We start from the raw sequence: 18,647 nt of genomic DNA on the forward strand, positions 1-18,647 counted from the left end.
GTTACTGAACTTAGTAGACGCTACAAGAAACGGACAACGGTGTCCGATTATCGGACGCCAACGGGAGGTCGACATGCCCTACTACCGCAGCGTCGGCGAGGTACCCCGCAAGCGGCACACCCAGTTCCGGCAGCCCGACGGCAGCCTCTACGCCGAAGAGCTGATGGGACAGGAAGGCTTCTCGTCCGATTCGTCGCTTCTCTACCACCGTGCGATGCCTACCGCGATCGTGGCCGCCGAGGAGTTCGACCCGCCGGCGTGGACCCGCACGCCCAACCGTCCACTCAAGCCGCGGCATCTGCGCACCCACAAGCTCGACACGCCCCGCGCCGACCCGGTGCTCGGCCGGGCCCACCTGCTGGCCAACGACGACGTGCGGATCTCCTACGTGACCGCCGACCGCCCGTCGCCGCTCTACCGCAACGCGGTCGGCGACGAGTGCCTCTACGTCGAGGCCGGCGCGCTGCGGGTCGAGTCGACGTTCGGCGTCCTCGACGCCACCGCCGGCGACTACGTGATCATCCCGACCTCGGTCATCCACCGGCTGGTGCCCACCGGCGACGAGCCGCTGCGGCTGCTGGCGATCGAGGCGACCGGCCACATCGGCCCGCCCAAGCGCTACCTGTCGGTGCGCGGGCAGTTCCTGGAGCACTCGCCCTACTGCGAGCGCGACCTGCGCGGGCCCGAAACCCCGCTGGTCGAAGACGGTACGGACGTCGAGGTGCTGGTGCAGCACCGGCGCGGCTGGACCCGGCACGTCTACGCCAGCCACCCGTTCGACGTGGTCGGCTGGGACGGGCACCTCTACCCGTGGGCGTTCTCGATCCACGACTTCGAGCCGATCACCGGCCGGGTGCACCAGCCGCCGCCCGTACACCAGACGTTCCAGGGTCCCAATTTCGTGATCTGCTCGTTCGTGCCGCGCAAGGTCGACTATCACCCGCTGTCGATCCCGGTGCCCTACAACCACCACAACGTCGACTCCGACGAGTTGCTGTTCTACACGGGCGGCAACTACGAGGCGCGCCGCGGGTCCGGGATCGAGCAGGGCTCGATGTCGCTGCACCCGTCGGGCTTCACGCACGGCCCGCAGCCGGGCGCCGCCGAGCGCTCGATCGGCATCGACTATTTCGACGAGCTGGCCGTCATGGTCGACACGTTCCGCCCGCTGGACCTCTGCGACGCCGCGCTGTCCTGCGAGGACACCGGCTACGCGTGGACCTGGTCGGGGCGCACGCTCTAGAAGCGCAGCTTGGAGACCAGCGCGACGCCGGCCACCGCGGTCGCGGCGATGGCCGCCACCAGCGGCCAGGGTGTGCCGACGACGGCGTAGAGCAGGATCAGCAGCGGGCCGGCCAGGGCCGCGTAGCCGGCGACGGCGGAGGCCCGGTCGGCGTGCACCTGGGCCCCCAGCGGCTTGGGCAGGCGCATGGCCAGCACCCCGAGCAGGCCCAGGCCGCCGGCGCCGAGCACCAGGGCCAGGCCGCGCGAGGCGCCGGGCGTGGTCGGGTGCAGCGTCGCGGTGAGCACCGCGACGGCGACCGTGTAGGCGCTGGCGTAGACGGCCAGCGTCGGGATCCGGTGGGCGCCGGCCAGCACCGGCGGGCTGGTCGCGTAGCGGCGCAGCAGGCCGGTCACCGACTCGAGCTTCGGGTCGAGCCGCACCGCCTCGCCACGGGCCCGCTCGGCCAGCTCGGTCAGCTCCAGCCGCCCGGCGATGCCGGCCAGCACCAGGTGGGCCCGGGCGTTGTCGGGCTCCAGCGCGACGGCCTGCCACGCGGCGTCGAGGGCCTGCTGGCCGTTGCGCGCCTCGCCGAGGATCGCGGCGCCGTGCAGTTGGGCGTACGGGTCGTCGGGGCCGGCGGCCAGGATCTGGTCGGCGACCGCCGCCGCTTCCTTGAAGCGGCGCAGCTCGCAGAGGGCGAAACCCTGCTCGACCAGCGGCGGCAGGGCGCCGGGGTCGGCCGCGACCGCCCGCTGCGCCGCCGCCAGGCCCGCCTCGGCGTGACCGGCGGCGATCTCCACGGCCGCGAGCAGGAGCAGGGCCTCGGTGTTGCCGGGATCGCGGGCGATCGGCGCGGCGAGCTCGGCCACCGCCTCGTCGTAGTGACCCAATTCGGCGAGCAGCTCGGCGCGGCGCAGATATCCCTCGGTCGGGTCGGCGTCCTGGGTCACGCGCCCGAGCGTAGCCCGCGGGGTCAGGACGCCGGGTGCAGCAGCGCGACGGCGATGCCGGCCAGGCCTTCGCCTCGGCCGGTCAGGCCCAGCCCGTCGGTGGTGGTGCCGGAGACCGTGACGGGTGCGCCGGCGGCCGCGCCGAGCACCTTCTGCGCCTCGTCGCGGCGCGGGCCGATCTTCGGGCGCACGCCGATGACCTGCACGGAGATGTTGCCGATCACGAAGCCGGCCGCCCGCACCCGGCGGGCGGCCTCGGCGAGCAGCGTGACGCCCGACGCGCCGGCCCACTCGGGCCGGTCGACGCCGAAGTTGCTGCCCAGGTCGCCCAGGGCGGCGGCGGAGAACAGCGCGTCGCAGGCGGCGTGCGCGGCGACGTCACCGTCGGAGTGGCCGGCCAGGCCGTCGACGCCCGGCCAGAGCAGCCCGGCGACCCAACAATCGCGGCCCGGCTCGAAGCCGTGCACGTCGGTGCCGATGCCCACCCGAGGAAGCTCCACGGTGGGCAGCTTATTCGGTGGCCAGCAGGTGCTCGGCGAGCAGCAGGTCGAACGGGCGCGTGATCTTGAGCGCGTGGTCGGAGCCGGGGACGCAGGTCACCCGTACGCCCTGCTTCTCGACCAGGCCCGCGTCGTCGGTGAGCGGGTCGACGGCGGCGGCGTGCGCGGCGGCCAGGACCTGCCGTTGGAAGCCCTGCGGCGTCTGCACCGCCCGCAGCGGCGCCCGGTCGACCGTGCCGCGGACCTCGCCGCTCGGGCCGACCTCTTTGATCGTGTCGACCACCGGCAGGACCGGGATCACCGCCTCGGCGCCGGCCCGGACGGCCGCGGCGACGGCTTCGACCAGCTCGGGCGGCGCGAGCGCGCGGGCCGCGTCGTGCACCAGCACGATCGGCAGATTCAGGGGTACGGCAGCCAGCGCGGCCGCCACCGACGCCTGCCGGTGCTCGCCGCCGGCGACCACCGTGACCGGCGCGACGGATGCGAGCAGGGCCCGCACCGCGTCGACCTCGGCGGGCGGCGCCGCGACCACGACGAGGGCGACCGAGGGGGCCAGGCACACCCGGCGCAACGCGTGCACCAGCAGTGGCTCGCCGCCCAGCAGCCGCAGCGCCTTGGGTGCGCCGGGGCCGAGCCGGGTGCCGCTGCCCGCAGCTGGAACGAGGACCGCGACGTCACCGCGCGGGTTGAGCTGCGCGGTCACGTCGCGGTCCTCGCGAGGAGTTGATCTGTTGCGGAACGGACGTCAGGCCTCGGTGAGCACCTTGTCGAGGAGGATCTCCGCCTCGTCCTTGGTGCTCTTCTCGGCGAGCGCCACCTCGCCGACCAGGATGTCGCGTGCCTTGGCGAGCATGCGCTTCTCGCCCGCCGACAGGCCGCGCTCCCGCTCCCGACGCCAGAGATCACGAACGACCTCGGCAACCTTGAGCGGGTTGCCGGACGCCAGCTTCTCCAGGTTTGCCTTGTAACGCCGCGACCAGTTGGTCGGCTCTTCGGTGTGCGGAGCACGGAGCACATCGAAGACCTTGCTCAGGCCCTCTTCCCCGACCACCTCACGGACACCGACGATCTCGGCGTTTTCGGCGGGCACCCGCACAGTCAAGTCACCCTGAGCGACCCTGAGAACCAGGTAGAGCTTTTCCTCGCCCTTGATGACCCGAGTCTCGATTGCCTCGATGAGTGCGGCCCCGTGGTGGGGGTAAACAACGGTCTCGCCGACACTGAAAACCATAGGTTCGAAACCCCTTTCGCTGTGTCTAGGGTAACACGCGGGAGCACCGATGTCCCATCCCGGTCCTGACCGTTAGTGCAGCTCAGAGGGCTTGTGACAGGTCTTTCTCAGGCTTGACACGCTCCGCGCCGACGTTTTCCAACACGCTGAGTAACCTTCGGGTTACGAATACGCAGGGGCTTCGTCGATATCGCACGTGAATGCTTCCCACCTCTAAGGGTAACCCGCAGGGGTCGTTCGCCGCCCGCGTGCGGGCGACGACAGTGACGTTATGCAAGATCGAATAATGGCGAACTCCGGGTGAACTGTGGCGCTCATCCGCCTCGTACGCCACTCTGGATGGAGGCGCGGCTTCGGCCGCGATCACGGGCGCAGGGGGCAGCATGGGCACGCCGGATAACGGTGACAGCGGGCCCTTCGACGAGCTTCCGGAGCTACCGCCAGACGTGCGGATCCCCGACGACGCGTCAGAGCTCGCCGAAGAGGCCGCACAGGTGCGGCAGCAGTTGCGCGAGGAGCGGGTCGGCGGAGCCCGGTCCGGGCGGGTCTTCCCGAGCGCCGGCTTCCGCGGCAGTGTCCCGCCCGACGGCGACGCGGCCGCCACCGAGCCGGCATCGCTGCGGATCCCCTTACTGATCATGACGGCGGCGCTGCTGGCCGCGGTGATCAGTCTGTTCGCCGCGGCGTGGCCCGACGAGCGGCGTGGCGCGCAGCCGCCGGCCAGCAGCGTCTCGGCCAGCCCGGCCGCGGCCACCAGCGGCGCCCGCCGGATGGTGCCGGTCTTCGACCTGATCGACGAGCGCGGCAGCCCGGTGCCGCTGACCTCGCTGCTGCCGGCCGTGCTGATCCTGCGCCCCGACTGCCCGTGCGCCGCCGAGATCGCCGAAGCGGCCCCGGCCGGGGTGACCGTCGTGGCGATCGGCAACGTGCCGTCACCGTCGCCCTTACCCGGCCCGGCCGACGCCACCGTGCGCCGCCTGCGCGACCCCGATGGGGTGCTCGACGACTTCCTGGCCGGTGCCGCCACACCGGGCACCGCGCTGAGCGGTGCGGCGCCGCCAGGCACCGCGCTAAGCAGTGCGGCCACACCCGGCTCCGCCCTGGGCGGTGCGGCGACACCGGGCGCCGTGACCGGGCCGATCGCGCTGGTCGCCCGCTCCGGCGAGGTGACCCGCGTGGTCGACAGCGCCACGCCGCTCAGTGCCTACGGCGCCGACCTGGCATTCCTGCCCGTCCGCTGACCCGCGTAGGTATGCCTAGGCGCCGCTGAGGACCCGGGTAAGCACCCCAGACCGGCCAAGTTAGGGAACCGCTCCCGATGTCTCGGGCGGCGCCGCGGCCGACGATAGATACATCAAAGCGAACGCCACTCAAGGAGACGCGACGATGTATCAGAACCCCGAGTTCATGCTCACCCTGGCCCACGAACACCAGCGCGACCTGATCGCCGAGGCCGACCGCAAGCGGCTGTTCAACCGGATCACCCGCGTGCGCCGCGCCCAGCGCGCCCAGCACGCGCGCTCGACCCGGGGGCCGTCACACTGATGACCGGCCGGCGCCCGCTGGGCGCCGGCCGGCTTCTCAGTTGCGCACCATCAGCGTGGCGTAGAGGGTCAGCCCCGGCCCGAACGCCAGCGTGACGATCCGCTCCGGCGGGTGGGCCCGGCGCCGGAGCCGTTCGAGGATCAGCAGCACGGTCGGCGACGAGCAGTTGCCGTTCTCCGCCAGGGTCTCCCGCGACGCCGCCATGTCTTCGGCGCTCAACGCGAGCTCGCGCTCGACCACGTTGAGAATGCGCGGCCCACCGGGGTGCACCGCCCAGCCGTCGACCTCGCCCCGGCTCAACCCGTGCCGGGCCAGCATGCCGTCGACCAGCTCCCGCACGTGTTGGGACAGCACGTTGGGCACCTTGGGCGACAGCCCCATCCGGAAGCCCAGGTCGGTGACGTCCCAGGTCATGTGGTCGGCGGTGGTCGTGTCGGTCACCGAGACGACCTCGGCCAGGGCATATCCCGGGCCGCCGGGCATCACCACGACGGCGGCCGCGGCATCGGAGAACAGCGCGTGCGCGACGATCTGCTGCGTGTCGAAACGGGTGGCCGTCGGCTGGATGTGCAGGCTGGTCAGCTCGGCGCAGAGCAGCAGCGCCGGGCGGCCCCGCGCGGTCACGTAGTCGCCGACCGCGCCGAGCCCGGGCAAAGCCGCATAACAGCCCATGTGCCCGATGAACAGCCGTTGGGTGCCCGGTGCCATCCCCAGGTCGCGACTGAGCAGGATGTCGAGGCCGGGCGTGACATAGCCGGTGCATGAGCAGACCGCGAACATGCCGATGTCGTTGATCGACAGGTTGGCGTCGGTCAGCGCCCGGCTCACCGCCTCCTTGCCCAGCGGCAGCGCCTCGATCAGATAGCGCTGCATCCGCTTCGCGGTCGACCAGTCGGAGACGTCTTCGAGCAGCGGACTGACGCACGCCTGACGGGTATCCACACCCGAGTGCGTGAAGATCCGCTCACCGAGCGACCGTGCGGAGGGTGGAAGGTGCTCCCGGAAATAGCTCTCCCAGAGGTCGGTCTGCTTGGCCGCCGGCGGCAACGCCAATCCGATCCCGGCGACGGTGGCTGTCCCCGTCACCACCGAGGGGCCGATCCGTCGTGGTCAGGGTCTCCGCCGAGCGCCGCGATGCCGAGCCAGTCGGCACAGACGTCGGAGGTCGCGGGGTGCAGCGAGCCACAGCGGGCGTCGCGGTAGAGCCGCTCCAGCGGATGCCCGCGCCGGGTCGCCGACGTGCCGGCCGCCTCCAGCATCGACGCGGCCACCTCGGCCGCGGTCGTGCCGGCGAGCAGCTTGGCCCGCCAGACCCAGCGGTTGGTCTCCGGGTCGCCGGGCTCCTCGTCGACCCGCCGGCCGGCCTCCGCGACCGCCAGCCGGGCGGCCGCCACCGCCGCGTCGGCGCGACCCACCCGGGCCCGGACGGCCGGCAGGTGGGTCAGCTTGCGGGCCTTCAGGTGCTCGACCGCGGCGTCGATCGAGGCCTGCGCCACACCGACGTAAACGGCCGCGTAGCTGGCGATCAGCCAGTGCGGCATGAGCTGGGCGACCACCAGCGCCAGCCCCTCCATGCCACCGAGCAGCCGGTCGGCCGGCACGGTCACGTCGAGGTGCAGGTCGTGCGAGGAGGTGGCCCGCATGCCGAGCGAGTCCCAGGTCTTCTCCACCTGTAGCCCGTCGCTGCCGGCCGGCACCAGGAACTGCGAGACCACCGACTGGTCACCCACGCTGCGGGCGGCCACGAGGTAGGCGTCGGCGTGACCGGCACCCGAGCAGAACGTCTTGGCGCCCTTGATGTGATAGCCACCGTCGACCACCTCGTAGGTGGTGGCCAGCTGGGACAGGCGCGAGCCGGCGCCACGTTCGCTCATCGCCACGCCGTACCAGGCGCCGTTGGCGGCGTCGGTGAGCAGCCCGTCACGGGCGGCCAGCGCGCTGTCGGGCAGGCCCAGCGAATCGGCCAACTCCTCGGTGACCGCTCCCAGCGCGCCGGTGACCGAGGCATGCATGTTGAACACCAGCGCCGACGCGCCGTTGCCGCGGGCCAATTCGTAGGCGACCGCCGTGTAGTCGGCGAAGCTGGCGCCCACACCGCCCAGTGCCGAGGGCACCATCAAACCGAAGAGTCCGGCCGTACGCAGGTCCGCGAAGTCTTCGACCGGGAAGTCACCCGCCCGGTCGTAGTCACCCGCTCGAGCCGCCATTCGCGGCGCTATCCGTCGCGCCGAATCCAGCGCGTTCACCACCGCCACCACTTGCCCCCTCCGGGTCCCAGCATTTGTCAACGTCCTAACGGTCCTTGCGGCCACGCCCCTGGTAGAGCACGGCGGTGGTCGCGACGGGAAGGATCCGCCGGCGGCCCGGGCGCGGGCGGCGACCGGCCAGCCACCCGGCGACCGCCGGCACCGACGGCCGGATGCCCCGCACCTCCAGCCGCACGCCGTGCGCCGCGCACAGCCGGGTCAGCCGGTCGGGGTCGACGAACAGAGCCGGATCGTGGATGCCGCGCGGCGCCCGCGGCATCCGCTCGGCCACGTGCACGGCGAGGACCCGGCACAGCGCGGTGTCGTTGAGCGTGTCGAGCACCAGCAGGCCGCCCGGGCGCAGCACCCGGCACACTTCGGCGACGGCGGCCGGCAGGTCGGGGACGTGCTCGAGGATCTCGCCGGCGACGACCACGTGCGCGCTGCCGGTGGCGAGCGGGATCGACGCGGCGTCACCGGCCACCGGCGTGACACCGTGGCTGGCGGCCTGCTCCAGTGCCGACATTGTCAGGTCGACACCGACATGGTGATAACCGTGCGCGCTCAGGTGCGGTGCCAGCAGCCCGGCGCCGCAGCCGACGTCGACCAGCACGGCGCCCGGCACGGTGGCCGGAGGCACCAGCCGGGCCCGGGCCTCGGCGAGCCAGTGCAGGATCGCGAAGGGGCCGTCCGGCCGCCACCATTCGCCGGCCAGCTCGTGGTACTGGCGCGGGTCGTTACGGAGGCGGGGAGACCGCATTTGCAAAACGGTACAGGCACGTCGTGCCTGGCACGACGGCTCGCGAACCGACAGACTTCGTTCATGTCTTGGTCTTTTCGGGCGCTGGTGCGCGCCTCCCACCCGGAGCCGGCCGCCGCGGTCACCACGGTCACCGCGTTGCTCGCCTGGGGTGTCGGGCACGACGGCGCCGGGATCGTCAAGACGGCCGGCGCGATCTTCGCCAGCCAACTCGCGATCGGCTGGGTCAACGACTGGCTCGACGCCGAGCGCGACCGGGCCGTCGGGCGGGCCGACAAGCCGGTCGCCGCCGGCGCGATCGACCGGCGGCTGGTCGGCTGGTGCGGGCTGGCCGCGTCGGTCGCCTGCGTGCTGGTCGCGCTGACCACCGGCTTTCCGGCGGCGCTGCTGATGATCGCGGCGCTGGTCTCCGCACTGCTCTACGACTGGCCGCTCAAGCTGACCCCGCTGTCCGTCCTGCCCTATGCGGTGTCGTTCGGTCTGTTGCCGGCGTTCGTGGTGGTCGCCCTACCCGGTGCACCGGCCCCGCCGGCCTGGCTGGTGCTGGCCGGCGCGTTGCTCGGCGCGGGCGCGCATTTCGCCAACGCGCTGCCGGATCTCGACGACGACAGCCGCACCGGTGTACGCGGCCTGCCGCAGCGGTTGGGCCCGGCCGGCTCGCGCCTCGCCGCAGCGGTCCTGCTGCTGGCCGCGACCGTCGCGCTGGTGGTCGGTCCGGCCGGTCCACCGTCCTGGGCCGGCGTCGCGGCCGTGCTGGTGGCGGCCGTGGTGCTGCCCCTCGGTTGGACCCTGGGCCGCGCGGCCGCGGCCCGCGGTGGCCGGCCCGTCGCGATGTTCCAGTCGGTGATGGCGGTCGCCGTGATCGATGTGGTCCTGCTGGTCGCGAGCGGTCGCGTGGTGTGACCGCTCAGGAGCGCGGCGCGCTGCGTGCGGGTCGATCGTCCACCGCGGATCACGCCCCACTACCCTGGAGCGCGGCTTGCCGGAGAGGCCCGGCCGCGAGATCTGCAAGCGAGGAGGAGCGACGTGACGCGCTCGAAGTTCCGGACCCGCCGTGCCGCGGTGCTGCTCGCCGGCCTGGCCGTCGCGGCATCGGCGAGCCTGCTGATGTCGGGCTGCGGTTCCGGCCAGACGTCGTCGACCGCCGACACGGTGCCGGCGATCGACGGCATCGACGCCGACCTGACCGCCAACAACGGCCAGGGCTCCTACAGCGTGCGCAACATGACCGTCGACTTCAAGCTCGAGGGCTACCCCGCCGGTTCCGACGCGCGGCTGTCCCTCGTGCTCTACAACAACACCGGCGAGCCGGTGACGGTGCGGGTCAGCAGCCCGGGCGCGGAGGCCGTGCGGCTGGTCAACCCCAACGCGACGCCGAGCCCCACGCCGGCGCAGCCGACCGCCACGGCCACGCCGACCGCCGGCGCCACCGGGACGCCGACGCCGACCACGCCCGCCGCGCCGGCCACCCAGGCGCCGGTCGGTGGCCCGGCCGAGCTCACCATCCCGCCGGCCGGCTTCGTGCAGCTCAACCAGCAGCAGGGTTCGTTCCTGCTGCTCACCGGGCTGACGAAGGCGCTCACCGCGGGCGACTCGGTGCCGGTGGTGTTCGACTTCGGCGGCCAGCAGCTCACCGCGCAGGCCGGGCTCGCGGTCCCGTTGTCGCCGGTGCCCCGCGGCCCGAAGGTCGTGCCGGACGAGGGCAACGAGGCCGATGTCGCGCCCAACCAAGGCTGATTGTCAGACCTTCTCGATAGATTCCGCGGGTGAGCACCCGATCCGCGGCCACGCGCCCGGCCTATGTCTGTGACGCCTGCGGCCACCAACCGCCCAAATGGCTGGGCCGCTGCCCCGAGTGCGGTGAGTGGGGCTCGGTCGTGGAGAGCACGACCGGCCCGGCCGTCGGCGGCAAGGTGGTCGCCACCCGCCTGCCGTCCGAGCCGGCGCGTCCGATCGCCACGATCAGCGCCGCGCCGGCCCGGGCCCGCCCGACCGGCGTCAGCGAGCTCGACCGGGTGCTCGGCGGAGGCCTGGTGCCCGGCGCGGTGGTGTTGCTCGCGGGCGAGCCCGGCGTCGGCAAGTCGACCCTGCTGCTCGACGTGGCCCAGCGCTGGGCCGAGGCCGGTGAGACACCCTCGCTGGTGATCAGCGGCGAAGAGTCGGTCAGCCAGGTCCGGCTGCGTGCCGAGCGGATCGGGGCGCTCGACGAGCGGCTCTACCTCGCGGCCGAGAGCGACCTGGGTGCGGTGCTCGGCCATCTCGACGCGGTCAAGCCCGGCCTGCTGATCCTCGACTCGGTGCAGACCATCTCGCTGCCCGGGGCCGAGGGGGTGCCCGGCGGGGTGACTCAGGTGCGGGCGGTGACCGCGGCGCTCGTCTCGGTGGCCAAGGAGCGCGGCATCGCCACCGTGCTGGTCGGTCACGTGACCAAAGACGGCCAGGTGGCCGGGCCGCGGGTGCTCGAGCACCTGGTCGACGTGGTGCTCCACTTCGAGGGCGACAAGCACTCGGCACTGCGCCTGGTGCGCGGCATGAAGAACCGCTTCGGCGCGGCCGACGAGGTCGGCTGCTTCGAGATGCACGAGGCCGGCATCGCCAGCCTGGCCGACCCGTCCGGCATGTTCCTGACCCGCTACGCCGAGGCCGTGCCGGGCACCTGCGTGACCGTGGCGATGGAGGGGCGACGCGCGCTGGTCACCGAGGTGCAGGCGCTGATCGGCGCGGCCGTGCCCGGTTCGCCCCGGCGCACCGTCTCGGGCATCGACAGCGCCCGGCTGGCCATGGTGCTGGCGGTGCTCCAGACCCGCACCAAGCAGCTCACCCTGCATGACCGCGAGGTCTTCGCGGCCACCGTGGGCGGCATTCGGGTCACCGAGCCGGCGGCCGACCTGGCGATGGCCCTCGCGGTCGCCTCCGGGGGGCTCAACCTGGCGATATCGCCCCGGCTGGCCGCGATCGGCGAGGTCGGGCTGACCGGCGAGGTGCGCCGGGTCGGAGCGGTCCCCCGCCGGCTGGCCGAGGCGGCCCGGTTGGGCTTCCAATACGCGCTCGTGCCGCCGGGTTGCGGCCCGGCCAAGACCGGTGTCGCCGCGCCCGGGCTGCGGGTCGAAGAAGTCGCCGACCTCTCCTCGGCGTTGCAGTGGGCGGCGCGGTTCTCGGCCGAGTGACCAGCGGCGATTCGCCCGATTCAGCCGAACTTGCCGGCGGATCCGGCGACGTCGGGGCCCACTCGGCGGCCCCGGCGCCCAACCGTGACCGCAGCGAGTTCATGACGGTCCGTAGACTGTTGCCCGTGCCGTTCGACCGCGACCCCAACAAGACCCCTGGCGCGAGCCTGCCGGGCCGCGCTGGTGTCGCCGGCGCGCCACAGCAGCGAGTCGTCGGGTCACCCGCGCCGGCGGTGTCGTCCAACGGCACCCCGACGGGCGACCCGTTGCGGGCCAACCTCGCACTGATGGCGCCCGGCACCGCCCTGCGCGACGGTTTGGAGCGGATCCTGCGGGGCCGCACCGGCGCGCTGATCGTGCTCGGCTACGACAAGGTGGTCGAGTCGATCTGCACCGGCGGCTTCCCGCTCGACGTCGAGTTCTCCGCGACCCGCTTGCGCGAGCTGTGCAAGATGGACGGCGCGGTGGTGCTCTCCAGCGACGGCACCCGCATCGTGCGGGCCGCCGTGCACCTGATGCCCGACCCGTCGATCCCGTCGGAAGAGAGCGGCACCCGGCACCGCACCGCCGAGCGGGTGGCCAAGCAGACCGGCTTCCCGGTCATCTCGGTCAGCCAGTCGATGCGCATCATCGGCCTCTACGTCGCCGGCCACCGCCACGTCCTCGACGACTCGGCCGCCATCCTGTCCCGCGCCAACCAGGCGCTGGCGACCCTCGAGCGCTACAAGATGCGCCTCGACGAGGTCTCCGGCACGCTGTCGGCGCTGGAGATCGAAGACCTGGTCACGGTCCGCGACGCCGTCGCGGTCGTGCAGCGCCTCGAGATGGTCCGCCGGATCGCCGACGAGATCTCCGGCTACGTGGTCGAGTTGGGCACCGACGGCCGCCTGCTGGCCCTGCAACTCGATGAGCTGATGGCCGGCGTCGACGCCGACCGCACCCTGGTCATCCGCGACTACCTGCCGGTCGGCCGCCGCGCCCGCACCCTCGACGAGGCGCTGGTCGAGCTCGACCTCCTGTCGGCGACCGAGCTGATCGACCTGGTGGCCGTGGCCAAGGCGATCGGCTACCCGGGCGCCTCCGACGCGCTCGACGCCGCGGTCAGCCCGCGCGGCTTCCGGCTGCTGGCCAAGGTCCCCCGACTACCCGGCACGGTGGTCGACCGCCTGGTCGGCCACTTCGGCAGCCTCCAGCGCCTGCTCGGCGCCACGGTCGAAGACCTGCAGGCGGTCGACGGCGTGGGCGACGCCCGTGCCCGCGGTGTCCGCGAAGGCCTGTCCCGGCTGGCAGAAGCGTCCATCCTGGAGCGCTACGTCTAGCCGGCCTACTTGAGGGTCAGCTTCACCGGGTTGCTGGTCTTGGTCGCCAGCCGGCCGAACACCTGATAGTCGCCTGCCGGCGGGATCGGGCCGTCGGCCAGGATGCCGGCGCACTTGCTCACGTCGTGACCGTTCCAGTCGACCCGGTATTCGCGCTCGAAGCCCGGCGTGAACGGCTGCACGTCGGTGCCCTTGACATTGCCGCAGGTGTCCGAGGACCACACCTTCGCGGCGCCCTTCTTGATGTAGAGCTCCTGCTGGTCGGCGCCGACGTCACGGTTGCAGGTGCGCTTGCCGGAGTTCTTGATCCGCAATCGGATCGCGATCAGCGTGCCGCGGTCGGCCGAGGTCACCTCGGGCACCGGCGTGACCAGCATTTCCGCGTCGGTGCACGAGCCGTCGTCGGGCGGCGGTGCGGCGTCTCCGGTGCGCGGGGCCGGGTTGCTGGGCGGCGGGTCTTGGGTCGGCGCGGCCTCGTCGGTGGTCGGGTCGATCTGCGGCCGCAGGACGGTGGTCTTCGGCGCCGCGGCCGGTGCGCTGCTGTGTCCATTTTGGGCATTGCCCGACGAACTGGCATCGCCGCCCGAGCAGGACTGCACGATAAGGAAGATAACGACCACGGCCGTGCCAAGCACAATTGCCCGACGCCGCCAGTAGACGGCGGGTGGCAGGGGGCCAACCGTCAGTCGCATGATGGGATCACCGTATCGGTGCGCGCCGTTCTTGCCATTGCGACGCGCCGCGCGACATTCCGGCGCGCGGGTCGTTTACAGATAGACCTTGCGCTGATACAGCGCGTGCGCGCCGGCCACCCGGTCCAGGAACAGCATGCCCGCGCAGTGGTCGATTTCGTGTTGCAAAGCGCGGGCCTCGAACCCGTCCGTGGTGAGCCGCACCGGCTCGCCGGTGCCGGGCAGGGCGCCCTCCACCACCACCCGGCTGGCCCGCTTCACGTCGCCGGTCAGGTCGGGCACGGACAGGCAGCCCTCGCGCCCCGGACGCCAGCGGGTCGCGGAGACGATCGTCGCGTTGCAGAGCACGAACGTGCCGTGCACGGTCACCGCCTTCGGGTGGCCCGTCACGTCGACGGCGAACAGCCGCGCGGACTCGCCGATCTGCGGTGCCGCCAGCCCGACGCAGCCGGGCGAGACCCGCATGGTGGCGACCAGGTCGGCGGCCAGCCGGAGCACGGCCGGGTCGGTGGGGTCGACCTCGTCGCCGGCCCGGGCCAGCACCGGGTCGGGTGCGTTGACCACCGGCCGGACCACACCGGGTTGGGCCAGGGTGGCGAGCCAGGCGTCGAGGCTCACGCCGGCTTCACAGGACATCGGACTCGGCGCGGCGCAGCACGACGTCGACGCCCAGCCCGGCGGCGGCCGCGTTGAGCCGCTGCTCGGTCTGCTCGGCGGTGCCCGGCGGCAACTCCACCTCGGCCACCAGCACGTAGAGGGGGCCGGCGAGCCGAGTCGTCAGGTCGGTGATGTTGCCGCCGGCGTCGGCCACGACCCGGGTCACCGCGGCCACGATGCCGAGCCGGTCGGCGCCGTGCACGCTGAGCACGTAGGGCTCGCCGGCCGGCGTGGTGGCCTCTTCCGGCCCGACCGCCCGCACGGTGGCCAGCAGCCGGGTGCGCACGGCCAGCGGAGCGAGCGCGGCCTCGACCTCGCCCGCGTCGGGACCGGTGCACACCAGGGTCATCGCGAAGTGGCCGCGCAGCCGGGTCATCGTCGAGTCGGTGAGGTTGGCGCCCAGGTCGGCCAGCGCCTCGGCGACGTCGGCCACGATGCCGGGCCGGTCCCGGCCGATCACGGTGATCGCTAGCTCGTCCACCCGACAGAGTCTGCCGGATCCGCACCCGAGCCGAAGGCCGCCGCGCGGAATGGCAGGATCGACGATGACGTGAAGGTGGCATGCCGGGCGACCTGGGTGAGGAGCGGAGAGACATCGTCGACGAGACCATCGCCGCGGCGGCGATCCGCTGGTTCGACGCCAACGCCCGTGACCTGCCGTGGCGCCATCCCGACGCAGGTGCCTGGGCGATCCTGGTCAGCGAGGTGATGCTCCAGCAGACGCCGGTCACCCGGGTGCTGCCGGCCTACGAGGCGTGGCTGGCCCGTTGGCCGACGCCGGCCGCGTTGGCCGGTGACGAGCCCGGTGAGGCGATCCGGATGTGGGGCCGGCTCGGCTATCCGCGGCGTGCGCTGCGCCTGCACGAGTGCGCCACGGCGATCGCCGAGCGGCACGGCGGGGTGGTACCCGACGACCTCGACCCGCTGCTGGCCCTGCCGGGCGTCGGTGCCTACACCGCGCGTGCGGTCGCCGCGTTCGCCTACCGGCAGCGCCAGCCGGTCGTCGACACAAACGTGCGGCGGTTCGTCGCCCGCGCCGTGGCCGGTGCCGCCGACGGTGGGCACACCACCCGCCCGGCGGACCTGACCGCCACCGCCGCCCTGCTGCCCGCCGAGCCGGCCCTGGCGGCCCGGGCCAGCGCCGCCTTCATGGAACTGGGCGCCGTGGTCTGCGTGGCGCGGACGCCCCGCTGCACGATGTGCCCGGTGGCGGACCGCTGCGCCTGGCGGGCCGCCGGCCGGCCGGCGCAGGGCGGCCCCAGCCGGCGCACACAGACGTACACCGGAACCGACCGCCAGGTCCGCGGCCTGTTGCTGGCCGTGCTCCGTGAGGCCGTCGAGCCGGTGCCCCGGGCACGGTTGGACGTGGTCTGGCCGGAGCCGATCCAGCGCGACCGGGCCCTGCGAGGGCTGATCGACGACGGCCTGGTCGACCCGCTCCCCGGCGACGTTTTCGCCCTGCCCCGGGGATAGCGAAAGGGCCCGGCGCTGACGCGCCGGGCCCTTCACACGGTCGAACTCCTACTCGGTGGCCTCCGCCGCGCCGAGGTCGGCCGGCACCGCGTCGGGCACCTCGACCGGCTTCTCCGCGCCGCGGAACACCAGCTTCGACTTCTCGATGTCCTGCGGGTCGCCCTCGCAGTCGACCACGACGATCTGACCGGGCTTGAGCTCGTTGAAGAGAATCCGCTCGGACAGGTTGTCTTCGATGTCGCGCTGGATCGTGCGGCGCAGCGGCCGGGCGCCCAGCACGGGGTCGAAGCCCTTCTTCGCCAGGTACTTCTTGGCGTTGTCGGTCAGCTCCAGGCCCATGTCCTTGTTGCGCAGCTGAGCCTCGATCCGCTGGATCATGATGTCGACGATCGAGAGGATCTCGAGCTCGGTCAGCTGGTGGAAGACGATGGTGTCGTCGATCCGGTTGAGGAACTCGGGCCGGAAGTGCTGCTTGAGCTCGTCGTTGACCTTCTGCTTCATCCGCTCGTAGTTGGACTCGGAATCCTCAGAGGCCTGGAAGCCCAGCGACACCGCCTTGGCGACGTCACGCGTGCCCAGGTTGGTGGTCAGGATGATCACCGTGTTCTTGAAGTCGACGATGCGACCCTGACCGTCGGTCAGGCGACCGTCTTCCAAGATCTGGAGCAGCGTGTTGAAGACGTCGGGGTGTGCCTTCTCGATCTCGTCGAAGAGGACCACCGAGAACGGCCGGCGGCGCACCTTCTCGGTGAGCTGGCCACCCTCGTCGTAACCCACGTAGCCGGGAGGCGCCCCGACCAGGCGGGAGACCGTGTAGCGGTCGTGGAACTCCGACATGTCGAGCTGGATCAGCGCGTCTTCGCTGCCGAACAGGAACTCGGCGAGCGCCTTGGACAGCTCGGTCTTACCGACGCCGGACGGGCCGGCGAAGATGAACGAGCCGGAGGGGCGCTTCGGGTCCTTGAGGCCGGCCCGGGTGCGGCGGATGGCCTTGGACACGGCCTTGACCGAGTCTTCCTGGCCGACGACCCGCTTGTGCAGCTCGTCTTCCATGCGCAGCAGCCGGGAGGTCTCCTCCTCGGTCAGCTTGTAGACCGGGATGCCCGTCCAGTTGGCGAGGACCTCGGCGATCTGCTCGTCGTCGACCTCGCTGACGACGTCGAGGTCGCCGGCCTTCCACTCCTTCTCCCGCTGGGCCTTCTGCCCGAGGAGCTGCTTCTCCTTGTCGCGCAGCTGCGCGGCCCGCTCGAAGTCCTGCGCGTCGATCGCGGACTCCTTGTCGCGGCGGACCTGTGCGATCCGCTCGTCGAAGTCACGCAGGTCTGGCGGCGCGGTCATCCGGCGGATGCGCATCCGGGCGCCCGCTTCGTCGATCAGGTCGATCGCCTTGTCGGGCAGGAAGCGGTCGGAGATGTAGCGGTCGGCGAGCGTCGCCGCGGCCACCAGCGCCGCGTCGGTGATCGACACGCGGTGGTGTGCCTCGTAGCGGTCCCGCAGGCCCTTGAGGATCTCGATGGTGTGCGCCAGCGAGGGCTCACCCACCTGGATCGGCTGGAACCGGCGCTCGAGAGCGGCGTCCTTCTCCAGGTGCTTGCGGTATTCGTCGAGCGTGGTGGCGCCGATGGTCTGCAGCTCGCCACGGGCCAGCATCGGCTTGAGGATGCTCGCCGCGTCGATCGCGCCCTCGGCGGCACCCGCACCCACCAGGGTGTGGATCTCGTCGATGAACAGGATGATGTCGCCCCGGGTGCGGATCTCCTTGAGCACCTTCTTGAGGCGCTCCTCGAAGTCACCGCGGTAGCGGGAGCCGGCCACCAGCGCGCCGAGGTCGAGGGTGTAGAGCTGCTTGTCCTTCAGCGTCTCGGGCACCTCGCCCTTGATGATCCGCTGGGACAGGCCCTCGACGACCGCCGTCTTGCCGACGCCGGGCTCACCGATCAGGACCGGGTTGTTCTTGGTGCGGCGGGAGAGCACCTGCATCACCCGCTCGATCTCCTTCTCGCGCCCGATGACCGGGTCGAGCTTGCCCTCGCGGGCGGCCTGGGTGAGGTTGCGGCCGAACTGGTCGAGCACCAGGCTCGTCGACGGCGCGGCCTCGCCCGGGGTGGCACCGGCCGCGGCCGGCTCCTTGCCCTGGTAGCCGGAGAGGAGCTGGATGACCTGCTGGCGGACCCGGTTGAGGTCGGCGCCGAGCTTGACCAGCACCTGGGCGGCGACGCCCTCACCCTCACGGATCAGCCCGAGCAGGATGTGCTCCGTGCCGATGTAGTTGTGACCGAGCTGCAGCGCCTCGCGCAGCGATAGCTCGAGCACCTTCTTGGCCCGCGGCGTGAACGGGATGTGCCCGCTCGGCGCCTGCTGACCCTGGCCGATGATCTCCTCGACCTGCTGGCGGACGCCTTCCAGGGAGATACCGAGACTCTCCAGCGCCTTCGCCGCGACACCCTCACCCTCGTGGATGAGGCCGAGCAGGATGTGCTCAGTGCCGATGTAGTTGTGGTTGAGCATCCGGGCTTCTTCTTGAGCCAGGACGACAACCCGTCGCGCTCGGTCGGTGAACCGCTCGAACATGCCCTCGTGCTCCTCACGTGCCGTGCGCCTGAGTCTGGCCGGACCAGCGACTTGGCGGAACCAATGCACAGACGCCCGGGGAAGACGCCTGCGCACCCTCACTCTATCGCCGCGGGCGCGGTCAGCTACGGCCGTGCGCGCCGGACTGGCCCCTGTCCGCGACGTATCTGCCAACTCTGCACGCTTATCGGCTGTTCCCGGGTGGGAACGTGTACGCGCAGAGCGAACACGGTGGGGCTGCGATTTCGGTGATCAGGAGCGACGCGACCGGGTACCGACGGGGATCAGGTCGCAAACCGGGACAAAGCGCG

19 protein-coding genes are annotated in these 18,647 nt (G+C 72.1%); 8 read left to right on the forward strand and 11 right to left on the reverse strand.

The window, feature by feature from the left end; translation table 11 throughout:
• Window positions 1–73: 73 nt before the first annotated feature.
• Window positions 74–1,243, forward strand: a complete 1,170-nt coding sequence (locus AB0J74_RS06560; protein ID WP_363445337.1) for a cupin domain-containing protein — start codon at window positions 74–76, stop codon at window positions 1,241–1,243.
• Here the strand turns inward: AB0J74_RS06560 and AB0J74_RS06565 are convergent.
• Genes AB0J74_RS06565 through AB0J74_RS06580 form a run of 4 tightly spaced genes read right to left on the reverse strand, consistent with a single transcriptional unit; the run spans window position 1,240 to window position 3,906 of the window.
• On the reverse strand, window positions 1,240–2,175 hold the full coding sequence (locus AB0J74_RS06565) for a hypothetical protein (protein WP_363445339.1): 936 nt from the start codon (window positions 2,173–2,175) through the stop codon (window positions 1,240–1,242). The two genes, AB0J74_RS06560 and AB0J74_RS06565, sit on opposite strands and share 4 nt — an antisense overlap.
• Window positions 2,176–2,198: 23 nt before the next feature.
• On the reverse strand, window positions 2,199–2,675 hold the full coding sequence (gene ispF / locus AB0J74_RS06570) for a 2-C-methyl-D-erythritol 2,4-cyclodiphosphate synthase (RefSeq protein ID WP_363445341.1): 477 nt from the start codon (window positions 2,673–2,675) through the stop codon (window positions 2,199–2,201).
• 10 nt (window positions 2,676–2,685) lie between these two features.
• A complete protein-coding gene (gene ispD / locus AB0J74_RS06575; protein WP_363445343.1) occupies window positions 2,686–3,378 on the reverse strand; it encodes a 2-C-methyl-D-erythritol 4-phosphate cytidylyltransferase in 693 nt (230 codons plus the stop codon).
• Window positions 3,379–3,420: 42 nt separating this feature from the next.
• A complete protein-coding gene (locus tag AB0J74_RS06580; RefSeq protein WP_116068121.1) occupies window positions 3,421–3,906 on the reverse strand; it encodes a CarD family transcriptional regulator in 486 nt (161 codons plus the stop codon).
• Window positions 3,907–4,289: 383 nt separating this feature from the next.
• Here AB0J74_RS06580 and AB0J74_RS06585 point away from each other — a divergent pair, with 383 nt between their 5' ends.
• Entirely contained in the window at window positions 4,290–5,147 is an 858-nt protein-coding gene (locus tag AB0J74_RS06585; protein WP_363445345.1) for a hypothetical protein, read from the forward strand.
• 145 nt (window positions 5,148–5,292) lie between these two features.
• Window positions 5,293–5,451 carry a hypothetical protein gene (locus AB0J74_RS06590; protein WP_363445347.1) on the forward strand — a complete coding sequence of 53 codons (159 nt, stop codon included), beginning with the start codon at window positions 5,293–5,295 and terminating at the stop codon, window positions 5,449–5,451.
• A 36-nt stretch (window positions 5,452–5,487) separates the two neighbouring features.
• Here AB0J74_RS06590 and AB0J74_RS06595 read toward each other — a convergent pair whose 3' ends face one another.
• Genes AB0J74_RS06595 through AB0J74_RS06605 form a run of 3 tightly spaced genes read right to left on the reverse strand, consistent with a single transcriptional unit; the run spans window position 5,488 to window position 8,457 of the window.
• Complete coding sequence (locus AB0J74_RS06595; protein WP_363445348.1) at window positions 5,488–6,540, reverse strand: type III polyketide synthase; 1,053 nt, start codon at window positions 6,538–6,540, stop codon at window positions 5,488–5,490.
• Window positions 6,534–7,700 carry an acyl-CoA dehydrogenase family protein gene (locus tag AB0J74_RS06600; RefSeq protein ID WP_363445490.1) on the reverse strand — a complete coding sequence of 389 codons (1,167 nt, stop codon included), beginning with the start codon at window positions 7,698–7,700 and terminating at the stop codon, window positions 6,534–6,536. Before AB0J74_RS06600 ends, AB0J74_RS06595 begins: the two co-directional genes overlap by 7 nt.
• 43 nt (window positions 7,701–7,743) lie before the next feature.
• On the reverse strand, window positions 7,744–8,457 hold the full coding sequence (locus tag AB0J74_RS06605; RefSeq protein ID WP_363445350.1) for a methyltransferase domain-containing protein: 714 nt from the start codon (window positions 8,455–8,457) through the stop codon (window positions 7,744–7,746).
• A gap of 63 nt (window positions 8,458–8,520) precedes the next feature.
• Here AB0J74_RS06605 and AB0J74_RS06610 point away from each other — a divergent pair, with 63 nt between their 5' ends.
• The 4 genes from AB0J74_RS06610 to disA all read left to right on the forward strand — a co-directional run bounded on the left by AB0J74_RS06610 (window position 8,521) and on the right by disA (window position 12,943).
• A complete protein-coding gene (locus tag AB0J74_RS06610) occupies window positions 8,521–9,360 on the forward strand; it encodes a UbiA family prenyltransferase (protein WP_363445351.1) in 840 nt (279 codons plus the stop codon).
• 123 nt (window positions 9,361–9,483) lie between these two features.
• Complete coding sequence (locus AB0J74_RS06615; RefSeq protein WP_363445352.1) at window positions 9,484–10,194, forward strand: hypothetical protein; 711 nt, start codon at window positions 9,484–9,486, stop codon at window positions 10,192–10,194.
• A gap of 29 nt (window positions 10,195–10,223) precedes the next feature.
• Window positions 10,224–11,624: a DNA repair protein RadA gene (gene radA, locus AB0J74_RS06620; protein WP_363445353.1), complete on the forward strand. Its 1,401-nt coding sequence runs from the start codon at window positions 10,224–10,226 to the stop codon at window positions 11,622–11,624.
• 125 nt (window positions 11,625–11,749) lie between these two features.
• Window positions 11,750–12,943: a DNA integrity scanning diadenylate cyclase DisA gene (disA, locus tag AB0J74_RS06625; RefSeq protein ID WP_363445354.1), complete on the forward strand. Its 1,194-nt coding sequence runs from the start codon at window positions 11,750–11,752 to the stop codon at window positions 12,941–12,943.
• Window positions 12,944–12,948: 5 nt separating this feature from the next.
• On the opposite strand, the gene AB0J74_RS06630 is transcribed toward disA, so the two are convergent.
• The 3 genes from AB0J74_RS06630 to AB0J74_RS06640 all read right to left on the reverse strand — a co-directional run bounded on the left by AB0J74_RS06630 (window position 12,949) and on the right by AB0J74_RS06640 (window position 14,773).
• The gene (locus AB0J74_RS06630) at window positions 12,949–13,635 is read right to left on the reverse strand and encodes a hypothetical protein (RefSeq protein WP_363445355.1); all 687 of its coding nucleotides are present in this window, start codon (window positions 13,633–13,635) and stop codon (window positions 12,949–12,951) included.
• A gap of 75 nt (window positions 13,636–13,710) precedes the next feature.
• A complete protein-coding gene (locus AB0J74_RS06635) occupies window positions 13,711–14,253 on the reverse strand; it encodes a peptide deformylase (RefSeq protein WP_363445357.1) in 543 nt (180 codons plus the stop codon).
• A 7-nt stretch (window positions 14,254–14,260) separates the two neighbouring features.
• The gene (locus AB0J74_RS06640; RefSeq protein WP_363445359.1) at window positions 14,261–14,773 is read right to left on the reverse strand and encodes an ACT domain-containing protein; all 513 of its coding nucleotides are present in this window, start codon (window positions 14,771–14,773) and stop codon (window positions 14,261–14,263) included.
• An 80-nt stretch (window positions 14,774–14,853) separates the two neighbouring features.
• Between AB0J74_RS06640 and AB0J74_RS06645 the strand changes: the two genes are divergently transcribed.
• Window positions 14,854–15,765 (forward strand): A/G-specific adenine glycosylase, encoded by a 912-nt coding sequence (locus tag AB0J74_RS06645; protein WP_363445361.1) that lies wholly within the window; start codon window positions 14,854–14,856, stop codon window positions 15,763–15,765.
• Window positions 15,766–15,813: 48 nt separating this feature from the next.
• Here the strand turns inward: AB0J74_RS06645 and AB0J74_RS06650 are convergent, their stop codons facing one another.
• Window positions 15,814–18,336 carry an ATP-dependent Clp protease ATP-binding subunit gene (locus AB0J74_RS06650; RefSeq protein WP_363445363.1) on the reverse strand — a complete coding sequence of 841 codons (2,523 nt, stop codon included), beginning with the start codon at window positions 18,334–18,336 and terminating at the stop codon, window positions 15,814–15,816.
• Window positions 18,337–18,647 lie beyond the last annotated feature (311 nt).

Origin of the sequence: Asanoa sp. NPDC049573 (genome assembly GCF_040676615.1) — a bacterium.
GTDB lineage: Bacteria > Actinomycetota > Actinomycetes > Mycobacteriales > Micromonosporaceae > Asanoa.

What these genes read in the sequence shown, in the direction of transcription:
- AB0J74_RS06560 (WP_363445337.1), top strand. Translation starts at nt 74, where the DNA reads ATGCCCTACTACCGCAGCGTCGGCGAGGTACCCCGCAAGCGGCACACC.
- AB0J74_RS06580 (WP_116068121.1), bottom strand. Translation starts at nt 3,906, where the DNA reads ATGGTTTTCAGTGTCGGCGAGACCGTTGTTTACCCCCACCACGGGGCC.
- AB0J74_RS06585 (WP_363445345.1), top strand. Translation starts at nt 4,290, where the DNA reads ATGGGCACGCCGGATAACGGTGACAGCGGGCCCTTCGACGAGCTTCCG.
- AB0J74_RS06590 (WP_363445347.1), top strand. Translation starts at nt 5,293, where the DNA reads ATGTATCAGAACCCCGAGTTCATGCTCACCCTGGCCCACGAACACCAG.
- AB0J74_RS06605 (WP_363445350.1), bottom strand. Translation starts at nt 8,457, where the DNA reads ATGCGGTCTCCCCGCCTCCGTAACGACCCGCGCCAGTACCACGAGCTG.
- AB0J74_RS06610 (WP_363445351.1), top strand. Translation starts at nt 8,521, where the DNA reads ATGTCTTGGTCTTTTCGGGCGCTGGTGCGCGCCTCCCACCCGGAGCCG.
- AB0J74_RS06630 (WP_363445355.1), bottom strand. Translation starts at nt 13,635, where the DNA reads ATGCGACTGACGGTTGGCCCCCTGCCACCCGCCGTCTACTGGCGGCGT.
- AB0J74_RS06645 (WP_363445361.1), top strand. Translation starts at nt 14,854, where the DNA reads ATGCCGGGCGACCTGGGTGAGGAGCGGAGAGACATCGTCGACGAGACC.
- AB0J74_RS06650 (WP_363445363.1), bottom strand. Translation starts at nt 18,336, where the DNA reads ATGTTCGAGCGGTTCACCGACCGAGCGCGACGGGTTGTCGTCCTGGCT.